The sequence below is a fragment of the Roseovarius arcticus genome (assembly GCF_006125015.1).
Classification (GTDB): domain Bacteria; phylum Pseudomonadota; class Alphaproteobacteria; order Rhodobacterales; family Rhodobacteraceae; genus Roseovarius; species Roseovarius arcticus.
In genome coordinates, this window is sequence record NZ_SZZN01000001.1 from 748,681 (window position 1) to 765,535 (window position 16,855).

Genomic DNA, 16,855 nt, shown 5'->3' on the forward strand with positions numbered 1-16,855 from the left:
GCGAAATTGGCGGCATGTGCGGCTGATTAGTTTCGACTGACCGGTCAGCTACCAGATTACCAATCGGTATAGTGCCGAAAACCTCCACGGCACGTTCGTTTCACTAAGGTCGCGAGAACCAAACGGTGGAAGCGTTGTTTTACATGGCACAACACGAAGAACGCGAGCCAGCAGACGCCAACAGTGCCAATACACCGTTCACTGTTCAAGATTTTGCAAGCGGCAGGAATCGACCAATAATTGCACCGAACTTGTGGCCAGCGCGCCTTTCAGGCTTGGACTTTTTGTGGCTAGCAAAAGTTGATGCCATCTGGCCGCTAGCCGCGTCTACCACATCGTTTTGCCAAGGGGATCATGATTGCTTTGCCGCGCAGCCCAGATTGCTCATGCTGCTAGGTGTCGGCGCCTGGGTTTTTACGATGATCGATGTGCTCGTCTTTCCGAACCGCTGGTTTTTGAAACAGCTCTTGATTGCCAACATCCTGATTGCGGCTGGAGCCTCGTATTTTCACGAAACAATGACGTCGGTCCAATTTGACCCAAGAAACCCACGAAGGGTGTGAACATGTATGGAATTCTACATCAAAATCTGATGGTCTATATCGGATTCATTGGTCAGCTAGTGTTTACCTCGCGGTTTATTGTGCAATGGATCGCGTCTGAGAGGGCGCGTAGCTCCGTGATGCCGGTGATCTTTTGGTGGCTGTCCCTGGCCGGGGGCGTCGCTCTTTTGAGCTATGCGATCTGGCGTATGGATCCGGTCTTCATCATGGGTCAAAGCATGGGTCTGCTCGTATACTCCCGCAACCTCTTTCTGATCCGGCGCACCATAGGATGAGCAAGCACAATGAGGCGCACATTGCCTCTGGCGCATCGCAGCGAAACGTCGTCATTTTAGTTGTCGGGACGTTGTTCGTGCTTGACGTGCTGATGCGCCCGATGATGCCGAGGAACGAGACCCGATATCTGGCGGTTGCGTGGGAAATGCTGACTGGCAATCACTGGTTGGTGCCGTTCAAAAACGGGGTGCCCTATAGTGACAAACCGCCGCTGCTATTCTGGCTGATAAATCTGGTTTGGTCCCCCGGAGTCAGCGAATATGCCGCGCGGCTTGTGGCACCAGCCCTGTCTTTGATTGCGCTTTGGCTGACAGGCCGGCTGGCTGACAGAATGCGTCCGGGCGGGGATTTTGGGAATGCAACGATCACCGTGCTCGGCACAATGGTGCCGTTCTATTTCATCGCAGGTCAAACCAACTTTGACGGCATTCTGATGTTGGCGATGGTCACGTGCGCGTCAGCCCTGTGGCGGATCGGCATGGCGCCACAGCCGCGCCTTTTGCATTGGTTAGGTTTTGGGGTGACCGTTGGGTTTGGCATTTACGCCAAGGGGCCGGTCATCTTTGTGCATGCGATGCCGCTTTTGCTTGGCATGCGCTGGTGGGCTGGTCCGGGCAGGTTTAGCTTCGTTGGCATGCTGGCATCCTTACTGGTTGCAATTGCACTTATCGCGCTTTGGTTGGTGCCCGCTTATGTCACCGGCGACGCGGCGTACCGCGAAGCGATCCTGTGGACCCAGAGCGCCGGGCGTGTGGTCAACAGCTTTGCTCATGCAAGGCCGATCTGGTATTTCTTGGCGATCCTGCCAGTTCTGCTGTTCCCTTGGATCGCGCTAGTTGGGTTTTGGCGCACCCGCCCCCTGGACAAGGCCGAACGGTTTGCTTGGGTCTGGCTTGTGGGGCCATTGATCCTGTTCAGCCTGATCAGCGGCAAACAACCCGCTTACCTTTTGCCTGTCATGCCCGCGGCAGCGCTTTTACTGGCAAATCGCTGGCCCGAGCAGATGGGTAAGCCGTGGATCGTGGCAGGGGTGCTTAGCGGTTTGATAATTATACTTTTGGCGGTGCCGGGCGGTGCCTTGGGAAAATCCATTGCTGATCTTCTTGATCTGCGCGCTGCCCTGCTCATGGTGGTGCCTTTTGCCCTTGGAATTGGGGCGATGATGCTGCGGCCACGGCTGGTTTGGCTGGCGGTGCCAACAATTGGGCTCGCACTCAATATTGCGTATTTCGCGGGGCCTGCGGGCAAGATCATGTCGCCGGTCGAGATCGCAACGATCCTTGCAAGCAAGGATGGCAAGATCGGCCATGCCGGGCCCCATTACCATGGCGACTTTCAATTTGCAGGCCGCCTGAGGGCGCCGTTGACCGTGCTTTCGGATGCGGAAGCAATTGCGAAGTTTGCGGAAAATAATCCTGACGGCCTTATTGTCGGGCGCCTCGATGATGGCCTGCGCCCGGATTGGGACCCACAGAACACCGTACGCTATGGCGAAAAAGGGAACTGGGCAGTTTGGAATATCGAGGACTTGTCACAATGAAATACGCCCTGAGCATCGTTTTGCCAGCTCAGAACGAGGCCGGAAACCTGCCCGATCTGATACGCAGTCTGGCCGAAATTGCGGGTCCGCTAAAGGCTGAAATCATTGTGGTCGATGACGGGTCAAAAGACGACACTGCCGCCTGCTTGAAAGAATTGTGCACGACCTATCCGATGCTACGCGGCCTGCAACATTCGGTCAGCCTTGGGCAATCGGCGGCGCTGCGCACCGGCATCACAGCGGCCAGCGCGCCCTTAATTGCCACGCTTGACGCCGACGGGCAGAACCCGCCAGACAACATCCCTGCGCTAGTGGCGGCGTACCACGCCGCCCCCGATGGCGTCGGCCTTGTGCAGGGTGAACGCCAGAACCGTCAGGATAGCCTGTCAAAACGCTTTGCCTCTCGTTTTGCCAATGCACTTCGTCGGGCACTGCTGCGGGATGGCAGCCGCGATTCAGGCTGTGCCCTTCGGGTCTTTCGCCGCGACGTCTATCTGAACCTGCCGTGGTTTCGGCATATCCATCGCTTTTTGCCCGCTTTGATAAGGCGGGACGGCTGGGACGTTATCGCCGTGCCAGTCAACCATGCCGCGCGCATAGCGGGCAAGTCGCATTACAATAACTTTCAGCGCGGGCTGGCCGGCATTCCCGATCTTATGGGGGTAGCATGGCTGATCTGGCGTGGGGTCGATACGCCGCTCGCAATGCGCGACGTTACCGAGCTTTTAGATGTTTAGTTGAACGCTGACCAATCAGGCACAGCAGACTCTCAACAAATCGGTCGTCTGGCGCATTGCCATGCCGAACAGATACCGCGATGGATGCATGAGATGAATCCTTGGCAAATTGTGCAGCAGCGCGCCCTACGGCGTTGGGGCAGGGACATTGTCCGCTGATTGGCAAACAAGCGCCACCTTGATCCTGATCAAAGCACAGATCACCAGTTTAGTGAAAAGTTGTTGGTGTAACAGGGAGGTAGTGATGCGAGGTTTATTCTTGAGGATGGTTCTGGCGACGGTGATCGGGCTGCCAGTAGACGCTCAAGACCTGTCAGAGGGCGAGAGAGTGTTTCAGCACAGATGCGCGATGTGCCACGGGCCGGACGCAAAAGGCGCGGGCCCGATGGCACCGGTATTGCTCCTGCAACCTGCCGATCTAACAAAGCTACAGAGTGAAGCGGACGGACAATTTCCGCTCATGAGAGTGGTGTGGCGGATTGATGGGCGCGACCCATTGGTTAGCCACGGATCACCGATGCCGGTTTACGGTGACTTCTTTGAAGGGCCTGAGGTCATTCTGAAGACCAACTCCGGAGAGCTGATCAAGACCAGTCAACCGATAGTCAATCTCGTTGCATGGCTACAATCGATACAGCAATAGCGGAATAGACCGCGTGTAGCCGGAACCATCAATTTCGGGCATTTCGGAATGAAGGATGACACCGCGAGACGCACGCAAATCACTTAGAAACTAAATTAGGGAATGCCATCGTGAAATCTGCAAAAAAATCCGCTAAACATGCGAACGAGTCCACGAATTTTATTGTCAGCCCGATCGGCGCCATAGGCCCGATTGGCGAGACGATGCAGAAAGTCTGGGCCGATCTAAGCAGCGAGACTCTGCGGTTTGTAGCATCGCGCATGCAACAGGATCTGGAAGCGCAGAAGGCCATAGCCGCCTGCAAAGATCTAGCCGACATGCAGAGAGTACAGGCTGACTTTTTCACTCAAGCATTGGAACAGTACCGATCACAGGTATCGCGGATGATGGAGATCATATCGACAGGCGCACCCGAGGGATTGGCTGGCGTGCCGCTGATAACCAAGCGAGAGTACGACGACGTGCCTTTGTAAGGGGGCTGGGACCGGGTCGGTGGGAGCTTTAGTCAGCCAGATCTTAGGCCGATCTGTCATGGACAGCAGTCTCAGATTATCCGCGGATGGGCGACTGCGCGAGTATAAGTGAGGTACAGCGAAGGGTAAGATATTTGGCATGGGGCGACCGGGCACTCTGGATGTTCCTGCACCAGCGCGTGCAGTTCCATTACGCCGAAGAGGTCCGTTTCACGGATGAACGCCGTCGTGGCCGCATCTGGGATGGTTCTATCTGTGATGTCGAATGCACAGTGCGGCGGGATCCGATTTCGGTCAATGCGTTCAGGGCAGTACTGCAAGCGCGCTTGGCGTCGAACAACGTACATGTCGACATCTTCAAACGCGCTCAGCCGACCTTTGATGGGGAAGATTTCGAACTGGTTCAGATCACGGTTTACCGTAATGGTCTACCAGACGATCACTTTGCCTTCGATGATGGTGGAGAGCTGGTCCGCCGTGCATATCGGCCGGTTTTCAAAGCGGCGATGACCTATGAGCCATCGACGGTGTCATCAAGGTGGGGCCAATGATCGCGAAATCCGTGTGGAACTGGCCCAGTTTCTGGCCCGACATCAGCACGGGGTAGAGTTCAGCAACGAAAAAGCCCCGATGCGGCAATACGATTTGTCGGTGCTGTTCAACCGCTTCGCTTTTCCGACTAATCTCGAGGACGGGATCGAGGCAGGTGATGTGCGCCAGCTGCGCTTGAAGCCGATTGATCACGAGGGCCGGAGGGTCACGTTCGAAAATGCGGCCAAAGCGGATGGAACCATCTGGGATATGGCCGACGAGGAATTCGGTGCCAACAGCCCGCTGCGGCGCGGTTGGGTGATCACGCAGGCCAAGTTGGCGATCAAGTTTCACCCGAAGGGTGATTCGCGCCGGTGCCGTTCGCTGACCTTGGCCGTGACAATGCCGCATGGCTGCAATCTCAAGGAACAGACAGAGCAGGAACCACTGATCGGCGAGAAGTATTTGCACCGTTGCAGAATCCTGATCGATGACCAGCCGCTCTTTGACGATTGATCATCGGGCACTGGATCTGATCAGCACTATTGCAGATAAGCCTGACGCGCAGATCTTTGCGCAAGTTCTGAAGACATACCACGCTGCGGCGGGGAGGCAGCTCCTCACCGCAGGACTTTCGGTGCGTGCCGGTGACAATGCGGTGACGACTGCGATGGGTGATCACGATGATGAACCAGTGCCGCTGATCCGGTCACAGGAAGATGGTTCCCATGGCTATTCAGCCCGAACGCGGGCTGGGTGGAAGTCAGGCCCGAACAGACGGCGCTCTATCGGCTTGATATTCCAGCACTGCTGTCCTGGCAGACGCCGCAGTTCGATCTGGCCAGCCGCCATGGCCCGATCAACTTGATCCCGAATCTTTTGTGGGAGATCGGTGATGTTAGGCTTGGCCGCCGAGCCGAGCGTGTGCGGGTTTGGTTGGCGCGCAGATTGTCAAACGAAGTGGTCGCCAACCAGATCGCAGATGCCGAATGGCGCGTTCTGCGCTGCGAATGCGCATCCTGTTGACCACGACACCCTCCAGCCATTTAAATTGCCCGCCGCATCAGGGCAAATGGTGGTCGTTGTCCGAAATGTGGTCAATTTTGCAGATGGACTTGCGGTTCATCCAGACATTTTGCCATCCTGGCAGTCCGGCTCGACGGGACACACCGGATTTATCCATCAGAACCTCTGAACTTGTCGCCAAATGGCATGCAGCTGATCGTTCTTGGCGGCGAACCGATCAGCTTCAAATCCGATATTCAGATCAAGATTCTTCGAACGCTCGCCGAGGGCTTCAAAGATGAAGAGCGCAGCATTTTCAACCGTTGGACGGCAGCAACGCGGGACAAACCCGCCATTAGCTTTATCGTAGCTAACGGCAGGTTTAGGAAATGCCGACACGAATTAACCTCGAAGATTGCTCTTCCTTTCTGCGCTGACAAAACCATACGGACGCCAATTCAGACGGCTGTCCTTCGCAGTGACCTACAACAGTGCTTCGCTTTCAAAGGCCAGACGAGGGTTCGAAGCCAAGCAATTCAAAAGTCATTTTGCCGTCAACGTTGAATTTCTGCACTGTTTCGCCGACACGCACCGCCGTAAGGCAGCGATAACGCCCCTTGTCTGCCGCCATAGATACGCAAACCTGATTGTTGTCAGTAATTGCATAGGTCCCGGTGCCCTTCCAGCCGCCGTTTGTTAGCTCGCCATCTAAGACATTGCTTGGGTCGTAGAAGAAACGAAACTCTTTCTCCCCCGATTTGGCGGTTACGACTTTTCCAACAATCAACTCGGCGATCTGGTCCGCGTTGAGCATTTCGCCACCGTTGTTGATCGCGGTTTCCAATTCTGTTCCGGCGAAGGCGACGCCGCCCGCCAAGACGAAAACGGTCGCCGTCGCGTATGCTTTCAAATGTGTCACGTCAGTTCTCCAATGTTTCTAATGCGTTATCTGGGCGATTGCCCATGTAACTGTGTTAGGCTGTGCAGGTTGAGTCAGCTTGATCGAAAGCTGATATTTTCTGACATCGAGATGACAATCCCCAAAGATCATTGAGAAAAAGATCGGCGGAGGGGTAGAGTGACTGATGTATTCTTTTGATGACCTTCAGTTTGACCCGGCTACCGGTGGATTATCGCAGAGTGGAAAGCCCATCGCTCTGGAACCCCAAGCCATACGGCTATTGGAGGTTTTGATCCGACACCGGGATCGGATCGTCAGCAAAGAAGACCTTATCGAGGAAATCTGGGATGGGCGCGCCATCACTGACGCCGCGCTCAATACGCGTGTTCGGTCGGTCCGTAGAGCCTTGGGCGATACTGCGACCACCTCCAAATTTGTCAAAACCTTTCCCAAACGGGGGTTCCAGTTTGTCGCTGAGGTAACAACTGGCGAGGCTGCGACGAGCACGCCACCTAAACACTCAAGACGTTTTATGATTGCAACTGCATTGGCTTTTGCGATGGCTATCGTCTTTTTTGCTGTGAACCTGTTCATCACGGCACCCAAAACGCTTGCGACAGAAAAACCTTCGTTGGCCGTCGTGCAGTTTGAAAACCTTGATGGAAAAAATGGAGCACAGTATTTTGTCGATGGATTGACGGACGACTTGATTGCGCACCTTTCGCGCCATCGAGAGCTATTTGTTGTGTCACGTGCGACTATGTTTTCCTATGCAGAAAGCTCAACCACACCTGTGGAAATCGCACGCGATTTAGGCGTTGGATATGTGGTGCGCGGAAGCGTGCGTCGAGACGGTGATCAAGTGCGGGTCAGTGCCGAGTTAATAGATATCGATGCCAACAAGACTATTTGGGCAGAAGCCTTTGATCGCAGGCTCACTGATATCTTCGCCGTTCAGGACGAAATCAGCCAAGCGATTGCTGGCCAGTTGCTCCCTGAGATATATGCGTCTGACGCTGTTCGGGTAAGAGACAAACCGACCGAGGATATGGGCGCGTGGGACCTATTTTTACGCGGGCGGAGCAGTCAGGAAATTTACTCAAAAGACGCGCAGGAAGATGCGGTGCGTTATGCGCAGCAGGCGATTGATCGTGATCCGGAATTTGCGACTGCATACAGCCTGTTGGCGCGCGCACTCGGCACTATGTTTTTCTTTCAATGGACTGAGAACCCGCATGATACGCTGGTGTCTGCAACTGAGGCTGCCAAACGTGCCATCGAATTGGACGATCAAGATGCCCAGGCGCACGCAGCTTTGGGATATCTTTACCGATTTACCGGCGATGCAGATCCAGCCATAGCAAATCTGGAGCGTGCTGTTGCGCTTAATCCAAATGACGCGCGCATACGTTTGGAATTGGCGCACACACTGGATTGGTTTCGCTTTCAAGACCGGGCACTGCCCCAGATCGATATGGCCCTCAAGCTCAGTCCCCGAGATCCGCTGTTGCAGAACATGTATTTCTACAAAGGCCATATCTTGTTCCATCTTGGCCGCCACGAAGAAGCGCTTGAGGCAGCGCGCCAGCTTGGAACAGTCGCGACAAGCAATACTTGGCGCGTATTCCATCATCTACTGCGCGCAGCCAACCTTATAGAACTGGACCAACCTGAGGATGCGATGGTTGCGATAGGGGCAGCGTTGGCCATAAATCCAAAACTGTCCGTATTAGCGATGCAACGGCAGTTCGCGGGGTCTCGAAATCACCCAGAAAATCGTAGGATTTGGCTGGAGAGTCTGCAGAAAGCGGGACTACCAGAGCAATGAGCGAGGGTGGGTAGAGCAGACATTCATGCATCTCGCAGCATCGGTCATAAAGGGCTCAAACCGGACCTCAGATGCGGCGCAGCATTTAGTGATAGGATTCAGTATCAACGTCGGGTTGTCGGTGGAAATGGGGACCGGGAGGAACTGTCCTGCACACCCCGAACTTACCGGCCATTAGCGCCCTTCGTCCCGCCCGGAACAAGGGCCGTATCGTAGGTCAGGAACAACCATCGAACCCAAGCATGTCTGGGCGATCCGCGTGAGGCTTGAGCTGACTGAGAACCATCGCGACCTTGCCCTGTTCAACATGGCTATCGATAGCAAACTTCGCGGCTGTGATCTTGTTCGCATGAAAGTCGTGGATGTGATGGCATCAGGACAGATCAAGGAACGAGCATCGGTCCGGCAAAGCAAAACTCAGAAACCGGTGCGGTTTGGGGCTTTGAACTTGAAGATGCCTTGGCAACTGCAGAAGCCTTTGAAATCTAAGCGTCTGGGCCGTTCGTCGAGGACGGCCCTTCGCCGCCGTTCGACGGCCCTTCAGGTGCTGCGGTGCGGCCCGTCAATACTGCCATTCGTGCATCGTGCGGCATTATTATTGCCCCCACGTCGGTATGCGGACAACGCGGACGTTGCGGATTGCACTGTATCAAGCGATTATTTCGTCATGAGCACTGCTTACCGCATCCCCGACGAGTTCAAGACCCGGCGCTATTGCCTCCGAAGGGTCGCTACTGGCGACGCTTCAGCGATATTCAAAAGCTACGCGGCTGACACCGCCGTGACGCGGCATCTCGGGTGGCGACCTCATAGGGATTCCAGCGTAACAGAAGACTTTGTAAAAACCGTGGCGGAGGAATGGAGGACCGGCAAAGGTTTTCCCTTGGTCGTCTTCCCACGTGCAGATCCCGACAATCTGATCGGCATGTTTCACCCTCATGTTGGGAGGTTCAAAGTCAACTACGGCTACGTACTCGCTGAACGTGCATGGGGGTATGGGTGTGCAACAGAGGTCCTATCGTGGTTAGTCGAGCACGCAATTGCTCACCCAACTATTCACCGAACCGAAGCATTTTGCGATGTCGACAATCGGGCATCTTCCCGCGTGATGGAAAAGGTTGGGATGACAAGGGAAGGATTACTTCGCCGATACTTCTTACATCCCAACGTTTCTAAAACACCGAGAGACTGCTTCATGTACGCTAAGGTTTGATAGAGTTCAGGCGACATGCGGCGATGCAGCGATCGCCCACCGCTGGCCCCGGAAACCTCGTTGCTCAGGGCCCATAGCTGACGTGAAACCATGATCCATCTTAACAAGGCTGCAATGTGATCAGAAACTAAGACCACCTCTGTTCCTGCATCGCACAGCATTTTGATCGGCTGGCCGAGAGATGCTAATGCGTGATGCTGCGGGATTTAAGAATATGCATCCCGAATGCCATTGCTGGCCCGATATCCAGTGCAAAGAAAACTGTGCCCAAACCACGAGTGCCACCCAATACCCAACCGATCGCGACGACCGTCAACTCGAGAAAGGTGCGCACCAGTGCGATGGGTTGATGTGTCACGGCCTGAAGTTCTTCTGCGGTCGTGATTCAATGCCTGGGATCAGAGGATTGAATCTTCCATTTCCAGACCCCGCCCGCCACTTCGCGACGATTACAATGCTGAGACTGAGACCTGCCGCAAACTGGCAGCAGGGGCCAGGGGTGCGCGCCAGGCACGCAGGCTTTTGTCGCTGGCGGCAGCTTATGATGGCATGAGCCGGGCTGAGGCAGCCTGACTTAGACCACGTGCTGGCAAGGTCGGTGATAGCATACTGCCCCCCGCGCCTCATGCACCGGAAAACGGTACGGATCGGTCAGATCCTCGGGCCGCGCCGACGTGCCGGAGGTGTAGAGCGCCGGACGCTCCAGCAGCCAGACCGCCCCAGGCGACCGGCCTGCAATGATTCGTTACACCCGGTCTTCTATCGCGGAAATGGCGGCAGGATAGGGCGGCTGGCCGCCTGAATGGTGCCATTCAACGCCGCTTTCATCAATTGCAATGGGATTTGTGAGGGTCAAGGATCGACTCGGCAGAGATAAGAGGGAAAAACTATGCTATGATTGATGAAAATTGTGCTGCGCCTGACTGGGGGGAGCCGCACGTGATTAGGGGAGACAAGGAATGTTTACAAAGCGATTTTTCATGAGCGCCGTGGCGGCCAGCATGGTTGCCATGCCGGGCACGCAAGCGGCCGCGGATTTCGCCGATGGTCTGGTCGGCGGCATTGTCGGCGGCGCGGTCAGCGGGATCATCGTCAACGAAGGCGCCAAGGCGCGCCAGCGCAACCAGCCGGTCGTCCGGCGGGCCGCCCCGCGCAAGACTTACCGCGCGCCGATCAATTCGGTCGAACGCCAGCAGGTGCGCGAAGAGCAGTCCTCGCTCAATTATTTCGGCTTTCCGGCCGGTACGCCGGACGGTGTGAGGGGGCGCAACACGCGCAACGCGGTGTCGCAGTTCCAGGCGCATATGGGCTATCCGGCCACCGGTTATCTAGCCGATTACGAACGCCAGTTCCTGATCAGCTCCTACTACCGCGCCCAAAGCAGCGGCGCGGCCACCGCGCAACTGATTGCAGAACGCGGGCAAGGCACGCGCGGATTGTTGCTGGCTTACCGCGACGAGGCGGTGGGCGTGCCCCGGACTGCGACCGCTGCGCCTGCTACGGCCGGCGATGCGGCGGTAATGGCCGCGGTCCCGCAAGAGGCGGAGGCACCCCAGCCCAAGGTCGGTCTGGCAGCATTGCCCAATCTGATGTCCTCGGGCGGCGATGGCCCGTCGCTGGCCTCGCATTGCAACCAGATCAGCCTGCTGACCAATTCCAACGGCGGCTTCGTGACCGAGGCGTCGCTGACCGATGCACGCTTTGCGCTGAACGAACAATTCTGCCTTGCGCGCACCTACGCCATTGCTGCGGGCGAGGCGATGGCCGCCAATCTCAAGAATGTGACCTCAGAGCAGCTAGAGGACCAGTGCCGCGCCTTCGGCCCGGCGATGCGCGATTACGTCGCGGCGCTGTCGCTCAGCCCCAAGGAAAAGGTCGTGGGCGAGGTGCGTGATTTCGTGCTGGAATCCGGCCAATCGCCCGCGCAGTTGGCAGGCACGGCCAAGATCTGCCTGTCGGTCGGCTACCGGATCGACAACATGGATGTGGCGCTTGGCTCCGCTTTGCTGCTGACGGCGCTGGGCGAGGAGGTCTATGCCGAGATGATGGGCCACCACCTGAACGAGGGTTTCGGCACAACTCGGCGCCCGGATCTTGCGCTGGCCTGGTATCAGGACGCGATCGACGCGGTCGAGAAGGGCGCAGAGCCAGTCTTTGCCCCCGGAAACGCCGGGCGCACCAGCCTAATCCGCAAGGCCGCGTTCCCTTCGCAGGGTGCCGATACCACCGGCGGCGCGGCAACGGTGCAACCGGCCTCGGTCCTGCCGACATTCAAGATCGAGTAGGAGGGGCAGGCACTGCGCGCGAAACAGGAGGGGCAATGTGTTTTGCCCCTTCGTTAACAAGGTTTGCCATTCCCGGCGCCGGACCATCATTCTGTCCGACCCGTCATTAATTTGCCATTTTGCCGGTTTTGCTGTCCATTGGACAAGCAATTATTGTCCACTTCATTTAAGTGGATCAATAATACATAGCGATAACAACTGGCTGGTGTAAGATTTTGTGATTTCGTCCGAATTTCAGAATTCGGTTCAGATGACCTCAATGAACCACACATTTGCTGCAGGACCATGATAGCCGATTTAATACAACGAACTCGGACGTTCTTACGTTGAAAACTGCCGTTTAAAGCCGATCCGGTGGAACGTCGCCACGAAAGAAGGCGTCGAGGTTGTCGAGAGCCTTGAAGCCCATCGCATCGCGGGTTCGGAGGGTGGCGCTTCCGACATGAGGCATCATTACGATATTTTCATGCATTGCGAAGGCTGGGTTGCCGCCTGGTTCTGTCCCGAAACAATCAAGACCCGCAGCGCCCAGGTGCTGAGTCTCGATTGCCGCCAGCAATGCCCTCTCGTCAATTAGATTGCCGCGCGCAGTGTTCACTATCACGGAGCCCTCGGGCAGGCGGGCAAGGCGGTCTGCGTTCATCAGGCCCATCGTCTCTGGAGAGGCCGGGCAATGCAGGGACAGAAAGTCCGATATTGCCAAAAGATCGTCGAGAGTCTCGTGATAGACCGCGCCGGCCTCATCCTCGAAGGAAAGCCGGTGGCGGTTGTGATAGTGAATTTCCATATCGAAACCGCGGGCCTTGCGGGCCAAGGCGCGCCCCACGCCGCCCATGCCGACGATCCCCAGCCGCGCCCCAGTCACCTGTTTCCCAACAAGAAATGCAGGAGACCAGAAATCCCATTCCCCTGAACGTACTATGCGGTCACCGGCCACGACATGACGCGCCGCCCCCAGCATCAGCATCATCGCGAGTTCGGCGGTGGCGTCCGACAAAACGCCGGGGGTATTAGTGACGACGATGCCTTTTGCTTTGAGTGCGGGCAAATCGCAGTGATCCACGCCCACCGAATGATTGGCCACTATCTTCAAGCGAGGGTCGAGCTGCGCGACCACTTCTGCTGTGAAATGTTCGGAATGACAGGGGATGATACCATCCACCTGCGCGCTCATTGTAACAATGTCCTCGGCACTGGCGGGCCTATCGGCGGCGTCCCAGATCACGTCGTAATCACGCCTCGCCCTCTCAAGCGTCGCGCCAGACAAGGTGCGGGTGATCCAGATGACTGGCTTCGCCACCCGGTCAGTCCTGCTTGTTTCGACTTGATGTGGCAAAGTCATAGGCCACGAATGCCAGCGTAATCAGGATGACGATCACCAGATCGGGGCTGGGTACTTTGAACGCAAGTACCAGCAAGAACGCCGCCAGAGCGATAAAAGCAAAGAGCGCAAGTATTCGGTTCATGTTCCGCTATCCTTCATTGTGATGCACCATCCGCCCAGTCGAACAGCCATTGTGCGGTGCGCAACAGCCGTGCGTCATTGCCGCGTGCCCCGATCAACTGCACGCCCATTGGCAGTCCCTCTTGCGAGGTCAGCAATGGCAAACTGATGCAGGGGGTACCGCAGAGTGTCCAAAGGTTATTGAAGATCGGATCGCCTGTCGTTTCGAGCCCCTGTGGTGCCGGGCCGGTCGCAGCAGGGCACAGGATCGCGTCGCAGCGTGCGAGCATCTGGTCAAGTGCGGCATTCAGCAGCTTGGGCATGTCACGCGCCGACAGATAGTCGCGAGCAAGCGTAGCGTTCCCATGTTCGATCGCGTGACGGGTCGCCTTGCCCAATTGGTCTGCGGCATCCCGCCAATAGGGATAATAGTGATATGACATCTCGGCAAAATTGATCAGCTTGTGCTGCTCTGCCGCGGTATCAAATAGGGCTGGTAACGGCATCTCAAACGCCTGATCGCCAAGTGCTTCGACCAACTCGTTAAACGCCTCTCGAAGCTGCGGGTCCGCGCCATCCCATCCCGGAGGACGCACATAGCCAAGGACCGGCGTAAGAGGCGGCTTGGATGTAGCAGCGGCAAACAGGGCCGGTGTGGGTTCCGGATGGGTCGCAGCATCGTCTGCGTCGTGGCCAAAGAGCACCTCGGCCAACAAAGCGGCACCGGCGGGATCGCTTGCAAAGACGCCGACAGTGTCCAGCGAGGGTGATTGCGTCAGGATCCCCCGGCGCGGGATGGCGCCGAATGTCGGCTTGTAGCCCGTGACCCCGCAATACGAGGCAGGCCTGATAATTGAGCCGCCCGTCTGGGTACCGATGGCCAGCGGCACCATGCCGTCAGCCACTGCTGCAGCGGACCCTTGGGATGACCCGCCCGGCGTGTGGGCCAGATCGTGCGGGTTGGCGGTCTTGCCGGGATGCATGAAGGCAAGCTCGGTCGCGACCGTCTTGCCCATGATGATCGCACCCTCTTTCTTGAGCCGTTCAACGACGAAGGCGTCACGAAGTGGCACGCGCCCCGCGTCCCGCGCACAGCCGTTGGTTGTCGGGATGCGGGCGGTGTCTATGATATCTTTGAGGCCCACAGGCAACCCGTGCAAACGGCCCAATGGACGGCCCGCGCGGCGGTGCGCATCCATCGTACGGGCCTGCGCGCGGACGAATTCGGGATCAAACCATGCCCATGCGCCAACATCCGGCTCGCGCGCTTCAATCCGCGAAATGTAGCCTTCCACCAAGGTGATTGCGTCCAGCGCCCCGGATGCCAGCCTTTCGCGTAGCAGCGCAACACTGGGCGGCTTGCTGGGTGCAGGTGCACTATCGGCTGACTGTCTTGCCTTAGCGTCCATAGAACAGCTCCGGCAGATAGAACACGATGGACGGGAAGATATACATCAGAACCATTGACACGATCACGCAGAACAGAAACGGCATCACGCCCTTGAAGATCTGCGTCAGTCGCAGTTCGGGCGGTGCAATCCCTTTGAGGTAGTAGGCCGACATGGCCATAGGCGGCGTTAAAAAACTGGTCTGCAGGTTAAGCGCCACAAGGATGCCGAAAAACAGCGGATCAATGTCGAAGATAGCCAACAGCGGTAGAAAGATCGGCACAAAGATGATGATAATCTCGGACCATTCAAGCGGCCAACCCAGCAAGAAAATGATGAGCTGCGCAAGGATCAGGAACATGATTGGCGACAGATCCAGTGACTGCACGAATTCCGAAATCACCTGCTCGCCGCCGAGATACGAAAACACTGCGGAAAACGTGTAGGAGCCGACAAAGAGCCAACAGACCATCGCCGTAGTGCGCACCGTCAGATAGACGCTTTCGCGCATCCGCTGCCAAGTCATGGCGCGATAGACGAAGGCCAGGAAAATCCCGCCCAATGCCCCGATCGAAGCCGCCTCGGTTGGGGTGGCAAGGCCAAAAAGGATAGACCCCAGCACTGCAAAGATCAGGAAGGCGAGCGGCACAAAGGAAGTAACGATCATAAACAATAGCTTGGCCATCGGTATGTCCGGCACCTCGTCATCTGTGGGACGCGGGGCCGCGGACGGCTGAAGGATCGACCGACCGACGATATAGACCAGATAAAGACCGACAAGTGTCAGCCCCGGCAGCAAGGCCGCCGCGTACAGCTTCACGATGGAGACATTGGTTGCCGCCGCATAGACGATCAGCATGATTGACGGCGGTATCAGGATGCCGAGCGTGCCGCCCGCGCAGATGATGCCCGCAGCAAAAGAAGGATCATAGCGCGCCTTGAGCATTGCCGGCAGCGCCAGCAACCCCATCAGCGTCACGACGGCCCCCACGATTCCCGTCGCCGTGGCAAAGAGCGCACAGGTGATCAAGGCGGCCACGCCCATTGATCCGGGCATGTTTTTGGACGCGACGTTAAGCGTCGAGAACAACCGGTCCACGATGTTCGAGCGTTCGACGATATAGCCCATGAACAGGAACAGGGGCACGGCTGTCAGCACTTCGTTGGCCATCACCGTATACGTCTGGTTCACGAAGAGATCGAATATTCGGTTGTTGAATAACCCCTCGAACCAGGTGGACCACTGCTCCCATTGCCCCGCGGTTTCATCAAGGCGGTCAAAGCTGCGCCACATGCGGCGGGCGTCAAAATATGCATAGTAGCCAAAGCCTATGCCCATTGCCATCAGCGTAAAGGCGATCGGAAAGCCAAGGAAAACGAAGGCAATGAAGAGCCCCAGCATCAACAAGGCGATTTGTGGATCGGTCATGTGATATGATCTTTCTCGGCCTTGTTGGCCGCTCGCATCATGAGGTCTTCGGTCTCAAACACGTCCTCATCCGCTTCAAGCCAGTAATTGTCGCGCATCGCGAGAATGCAGCGACACACTTGGGCCATTCCTTGAATGAAGAGCAGGATGCCCGCAGCTACGATCACCGCTTTGAACTGGTAGATCGGCACGCCTGCCGGGCTGTTGACCGACACCTCGCCGTATTGCCATGATCGGGCGGCATATTTCCAACCGGACAGGATCAACGCCGTCACGCCGGGAAAAAAGAAGACCAGATAGAGCACCAAATCAATCTTGGCTTGGGTCTTGGGTTGCAAGAGCCGGTAGAGAAAATCCCCCCGCACATGCCCGCCGCGCGACAGGGTATAGGCACCGCCCATCATGAACAGCGTCCCGTACATAATAAACGAGACGTCCAATGCCCAAGCCGTAGGGTTGTTCATCACGTAGCGGACGAAAACTTCGTAACCGGTCCCCAGCGACATCAGGAGGATCAGCCATGCAAAAGCCTTTCCGAACCATGCGGAAAGGTTATCGGCAAACCCAATGAATGCTACCATAGTGCCCCCGTAGTTCGC

The 16,855-nt window shown here is 56.8% G+C and carries 20 protein-coding genes and 1 pseudogene; 13 read left to right on the plus strand and 8 right to left on the minus strand.

From position 1 onward, the window contains the following. Positions 1 to 143: 143 nt before the first annotated feature. The 9 genes from MK6180000_RS03575 (at position 144) to MK6180000_RS03615 (ending at position 5,789) form a co-directional block, all read left to right on the plus strand. Entirely contained in the window at positions 144 to 563 is a 420-nt protein-coding gene (locus tag MK6180000_RS03575) for a hypothetical protein (protein WP_138933488.1), read from the plus strand. 2 nt (positions 564 to 565) lie between these two features. Continuing rightward, positions 566 to 838, plus strand: a complete 273-nt coding sequence (locus MK6180000_RS03580; protein WP_138933489.1) for a lipid-A-disaccharide synthase N-terminal domain-containing protein — start codon at positions 566 to 568, stop codon at positions 836 to 838. After that, positions 835 to 2,379, plus strand: coding sequence for an ArnT family glycosyltransferase (locus tag MK6180000_RS03585; protein WP_138933490.1), 1,545 nt, complete (start codon positions 835 to 837; stop codon positions 2,377 to 2,379). Before MK6180000_RS03580 ends, MK6180000_RS03585 begins: the two co-directional genes overlap by 4 nt. After that, entirely contained in the window at positions 2,376 to 3,116 is a 741-nt protein-coding gene (locus MK6180000_RS03590) for a glycosyltransferase family 2 protein (RefSeq protein WP_138933491.1), read from the plus strand. The genes MK6180000_RS03585 and MK6180000_RS03590 overlap by 4 nt, the downstream gene beginning before the upstream one ends. A gap of 178 nt (positions 3,117 to 3,294) precedes the next feature. Further along, the gene (locus MK6180000_RS03595; protein ID WP_342777697.1) at positions 3,295 to 3,759 is read left to right on the plus strand and encodes a c-type cytochrome; all 465 of its coding nucleotides are present in this window, start codon (positions 3,295 to 3,297) and stop codon (positions 3,757 to 3,759) included. A gap of 110 nt (positions 3,760 to 3,869) precedes the next feature. Beyond that, complete coding sequence (locus MK6180000_RS03600) at positions 3,870 to 4,232, plus strand: phasin family protein (RefSeq protein WP_138933492.1); 363 nt, start codon at positions 3,870 to 3,872, stop codon at positions 4,230 to 4,232. A 161-nt stretch (positions 4,233 to 4,393) separates the two neighbouring features. Next, positions 4,394 to 4,783, plus strand: a complete 390-nt coding sequence (locus MK6180000_RS03605; protein WP_138933493.1) for a hypothetical protein — start codon at positions 4,394 to 4,396, stop codon at positions 4,781 to 4,783. A gap of 13 nt (positions 4,784 to 4,796) precedes the next feature. Continuing rightward, a complete protein-coding gene (locus MK6180000_RS03610; RefSeq protein ID WP_138933494.1) occupies positions 4,797 to 5,279 on the plus strand; it encodes a hypothetical protein in 483 nt (160 codons plus the stop codon). Positions 5,280 to 5,519: 240 nt separating this feature from the next. After that, complete coding sequence (locus tag MK6180000_RS03615) at positions 5,520 to 5,789, plus strand: hypothetical protein (RefSeq protein ID WP_138933495.1); 270 nt, start codon at positions 5,520 to 5,522, stop codon at positions 5,787 to 5,789. Positions 5,790 to 5,945: 156 nt separating this feature from the next. Here the strand turns inward: MK6180000_RS03615 and MK6180000_RS03620 are convergent, their stop codons facing one another. Next, positions 5,946 to 6,167 carry a hypothetical protein gene (locus MK6180000_RS03620; protein ID WP_138933496.1) on the minus strand — a complete coding sequence of 74 codons (222 nt, stop codon included), beginning with the start codon at positions 6,165 to 6,167 and terminating at the stop codon, positions 5,946 to 5,948. Positions 6,168 to 6,270: 103 nt separating this feature from the next. Next, positions 6,271 to 6,687, minus strand: a complete 417-nt coding sequence (locus MK6180000_RS03625) for a hypothetical protein (RefSeq protein WP_138933497.1) — start codon at positions 6,685 to 6,687, stop codon at positions 6,271 to 6,273. Between the two features lie 166 nt (positions 6,688 to 6,853). On the opposite strand from MK6180000_RS03625, the gene MK6180000_RS03630 reads away from it, so the two are divergent. The 3 genes and pseudogenes from MK6180000_RS03630 (at position 6,854) to MK6180000_RS03640 (ending at position 9,710) form a co-directional block, all read left to right on the plus strand. Beyond that, a complete protein-coding gene (locus MK6180000_RS03630) occupies positions 6,854 to 8,497 on the plus strand; it encodes a winged helix-turn-helix domain-containing protein (RefSeq protein ID WP_138933498.1) in 1,644 nt (547 codons plus the stop codon). A 149-nt stretch (positions 8,498 to 8,646) separates the two neighbouring features. After that, a pseudogene (locus tag MK6180000_RS03635) lies at positions 8,647 to 8,933 on the plus strand (site-specific integrase); the annotation flags it as partial. Positions 8,934 to 9,164: 231 nt separating this feature from the next. Further along, complete coding sequence (locus MK6180000_RS03640) at positions 9,165 to 9,710, plus strand: GNAT family N-acetyltransferase (protein ID WP_138936321.1); 546 nt, start codon at positions 9,165 to 9,167, stop codon at positions 9,708 to 9,710. Between the two features lie 184 nt (positions 9,711 to 9,894). Here the strand turns inward: MK6180000_RS03640 and MK6180000_RS03645 are convergent, their stop codons facing one another. After that, positions 9,895 to 10,068 (minus strand): hypothetical protein, encoded by a 174-nt coding sequence (locus tag MK6180000_RS03645; protein WP_246040419.1) that lies wholly within the window; start codon positions 10,066 to 10,068, stop codon positions 9,895 to 9,897. Positions 10,069 to 10,669: 601 nt separating this feature from the next. On the opposite strand from MK6180000_RS03645, the gene MK6180000_RS03650 reads away from it, so the two are divergent. Then, positions 10,670 to 11,995, plus strand: coding sequence for a peptidoglycan-binding domain-containing protein (locus MK6180000_RS03650; RefSeq protein WP_138933499.1), 1,326 nt, complete (start codon positions 10,670 to 10,672; stop codon positions 11,993 to 11,995). Positions 11,996 to 12,335: 340 nt separating this feature from the next. On the opposite strand, the gene MK6180000_RS03655 is transcribed toward MK6180000_RS03650, so the two are convergent. Genes MK6180000_RS03655 through MK6180000_RS03670 form a run of 5 tightly spaced genes read right to left on the minus strand, consistent with a single transcriptional unit; the run spans position 12,336 to position 16,837 of the window. Beyond that, positions 12,336 to 13,295 carry a 2-hydroxyacid dehydrogenase gene (locus tag MK6180000_RS03655; RefSeq protein WP_138933500.1) on the minus strand — a complete coding sequence of 320 codons (960 nt, stop codon included), beginning with the start codon at positions 13,293 to 13,295 and terminating at the stop codon, positions 12,336 to 12,338. Positions 13,296 to 13,299: 4 nt separating this feature from the next. After that, on the minus strand, positions 13,300 to 13,461 hold the full coding sequence (locus MK6180000_RS20230; protein WP_171054529.1) for a hypothetical protein: 162 nt from the start codon (positions 13,459 to 13,461) through the stop codon (positions 13,300 to 13,302). Between the two features lie 13 nt (positions 13,462 to 13,474). After that, positions 13,475 to 14,848 (minus strand): amidase, encoded by a 1,374-nt coding sequence (locus MK6180000_RS03660; RefSeq protein ID WP_138933501.1) that lies wholly within the window; start codon positions 14,846 to 14,848, stop codon positions 13,475 to 13,477. Continuing rightward, positions 14,838 to 16,256, minus strand: coding sequence for a TRAP transporter large permease (locus tag MK6180000_RS03665; RefSeq protein ID WP_138933502.1), 1,419 nt, complete (start codon positions 16,254 to 16,256; stop codon positions 14,838 to 14,840). Before MK6180000_RS03665 ends, MK6180000_RS03660 begins: the two co-directional genes overlap by 11 nt. After that, positions 16,253 to 16,837 carry a TRAP transporter small permease subunit gene (locus MK6180000_RS03670; RefSeq protein WP_138933503.1) on the minus strand — a complete coding sequence of 195 codons (585 nt, stop codon included), beginning with the start codon at positions 16,835 to 16,837 and terminating at the stop codon, positions 16,253 to 16,255. Before MK6180000_RS03670 ends, MK6180000_RS03665 begins: the two co-directional genes overlap by 4 nt. Between the last annotated feature and the right edge of the window lie 18 nt (positions 16,838 to 16,855).

Coding starts and splice junctions, on each gene's coding strand:
- MK6180000_RS03575 (WP_138933488.1), top strand. CDS start 144: ATGGCACAACACGAAGAACGCGAGCCAGCAGACGCCAACAGTGCCAAT.
- MK6180000_RS03580 (WP_138933489.1), top strand. CDS start 566: ATGTATGGAATTCTACATCAAAATCTGATGGTCTATATCGGATTCATT.
- MK6180000_RS03585 (WP_138933490.1), top strand. CDS start 835: ATGAGCAAGCACAATGAGGCGCACATTGCCTCTGGCGCATCGCAGCGA.
- MK6180000_RS03590 (WP_138933491.1), top strand. CDS start 2,376: ATGAAATACGCCCTGAGCATCGTTTTGCCAGCTCAGAACGAGGCCGGA.
- MK6180000_RS03605 (WP_138933493.1), top strand. CDS start 4,394: ATGTTCCTGCACCAGCGCGTGCAGTTCCATTACGCCGAAGAGGTCCGT.
- MK6180000_RS03630 (WP_138933498.1), top strand. CDS start 6,854: ATGTATTCTTTTGATGACCTTCAGTTTGACCCGGCTACCGGTGGATTA.
- MK6180000_RS03640 (WP_138936321.1), top strand. CDS start 9,165: ATGAGCACTGCTTACCGCATCCCCGACGAGTTCAAGACCCGGCGCTAT.
- MK6180000_RS03650 (WP_138933499.1), top strand. CDS start 10,670: ATGTTTACAAAGCGATTTTTCATGAGCGCCGTGGCGGCCAGCATGGTT.
- MK6180000_RS20230 (WP_171054529.1), bottom strand. CDS start 13,461: ATGAACCGAATACTTGCGCTCTTTGCTTTTATCGCTCTGGCGGCGTTC.
- MK6180000_RS03660 (WP_138933501.1), bottom strand. CDS start 14,848: ATGGACGCTAAGGCAAGACAGTCAGCCGATAGTGCACCTGCACCCAGC.
- MK6180000_RS03665 (WP_138933502.1), bottom strand. CDS start 16,256: ATGACCGATCCACAAATCGCCTTGTTGATGCTGGGGCTCTTCATTGCC.
- MK6180000_RS03670 (WP_138933503.1), bottom strand. CDS start 16,837: ATGGTAGCATTCATTGGGTTTGCCGATAACCTTTCCGCATGGTTCGGA.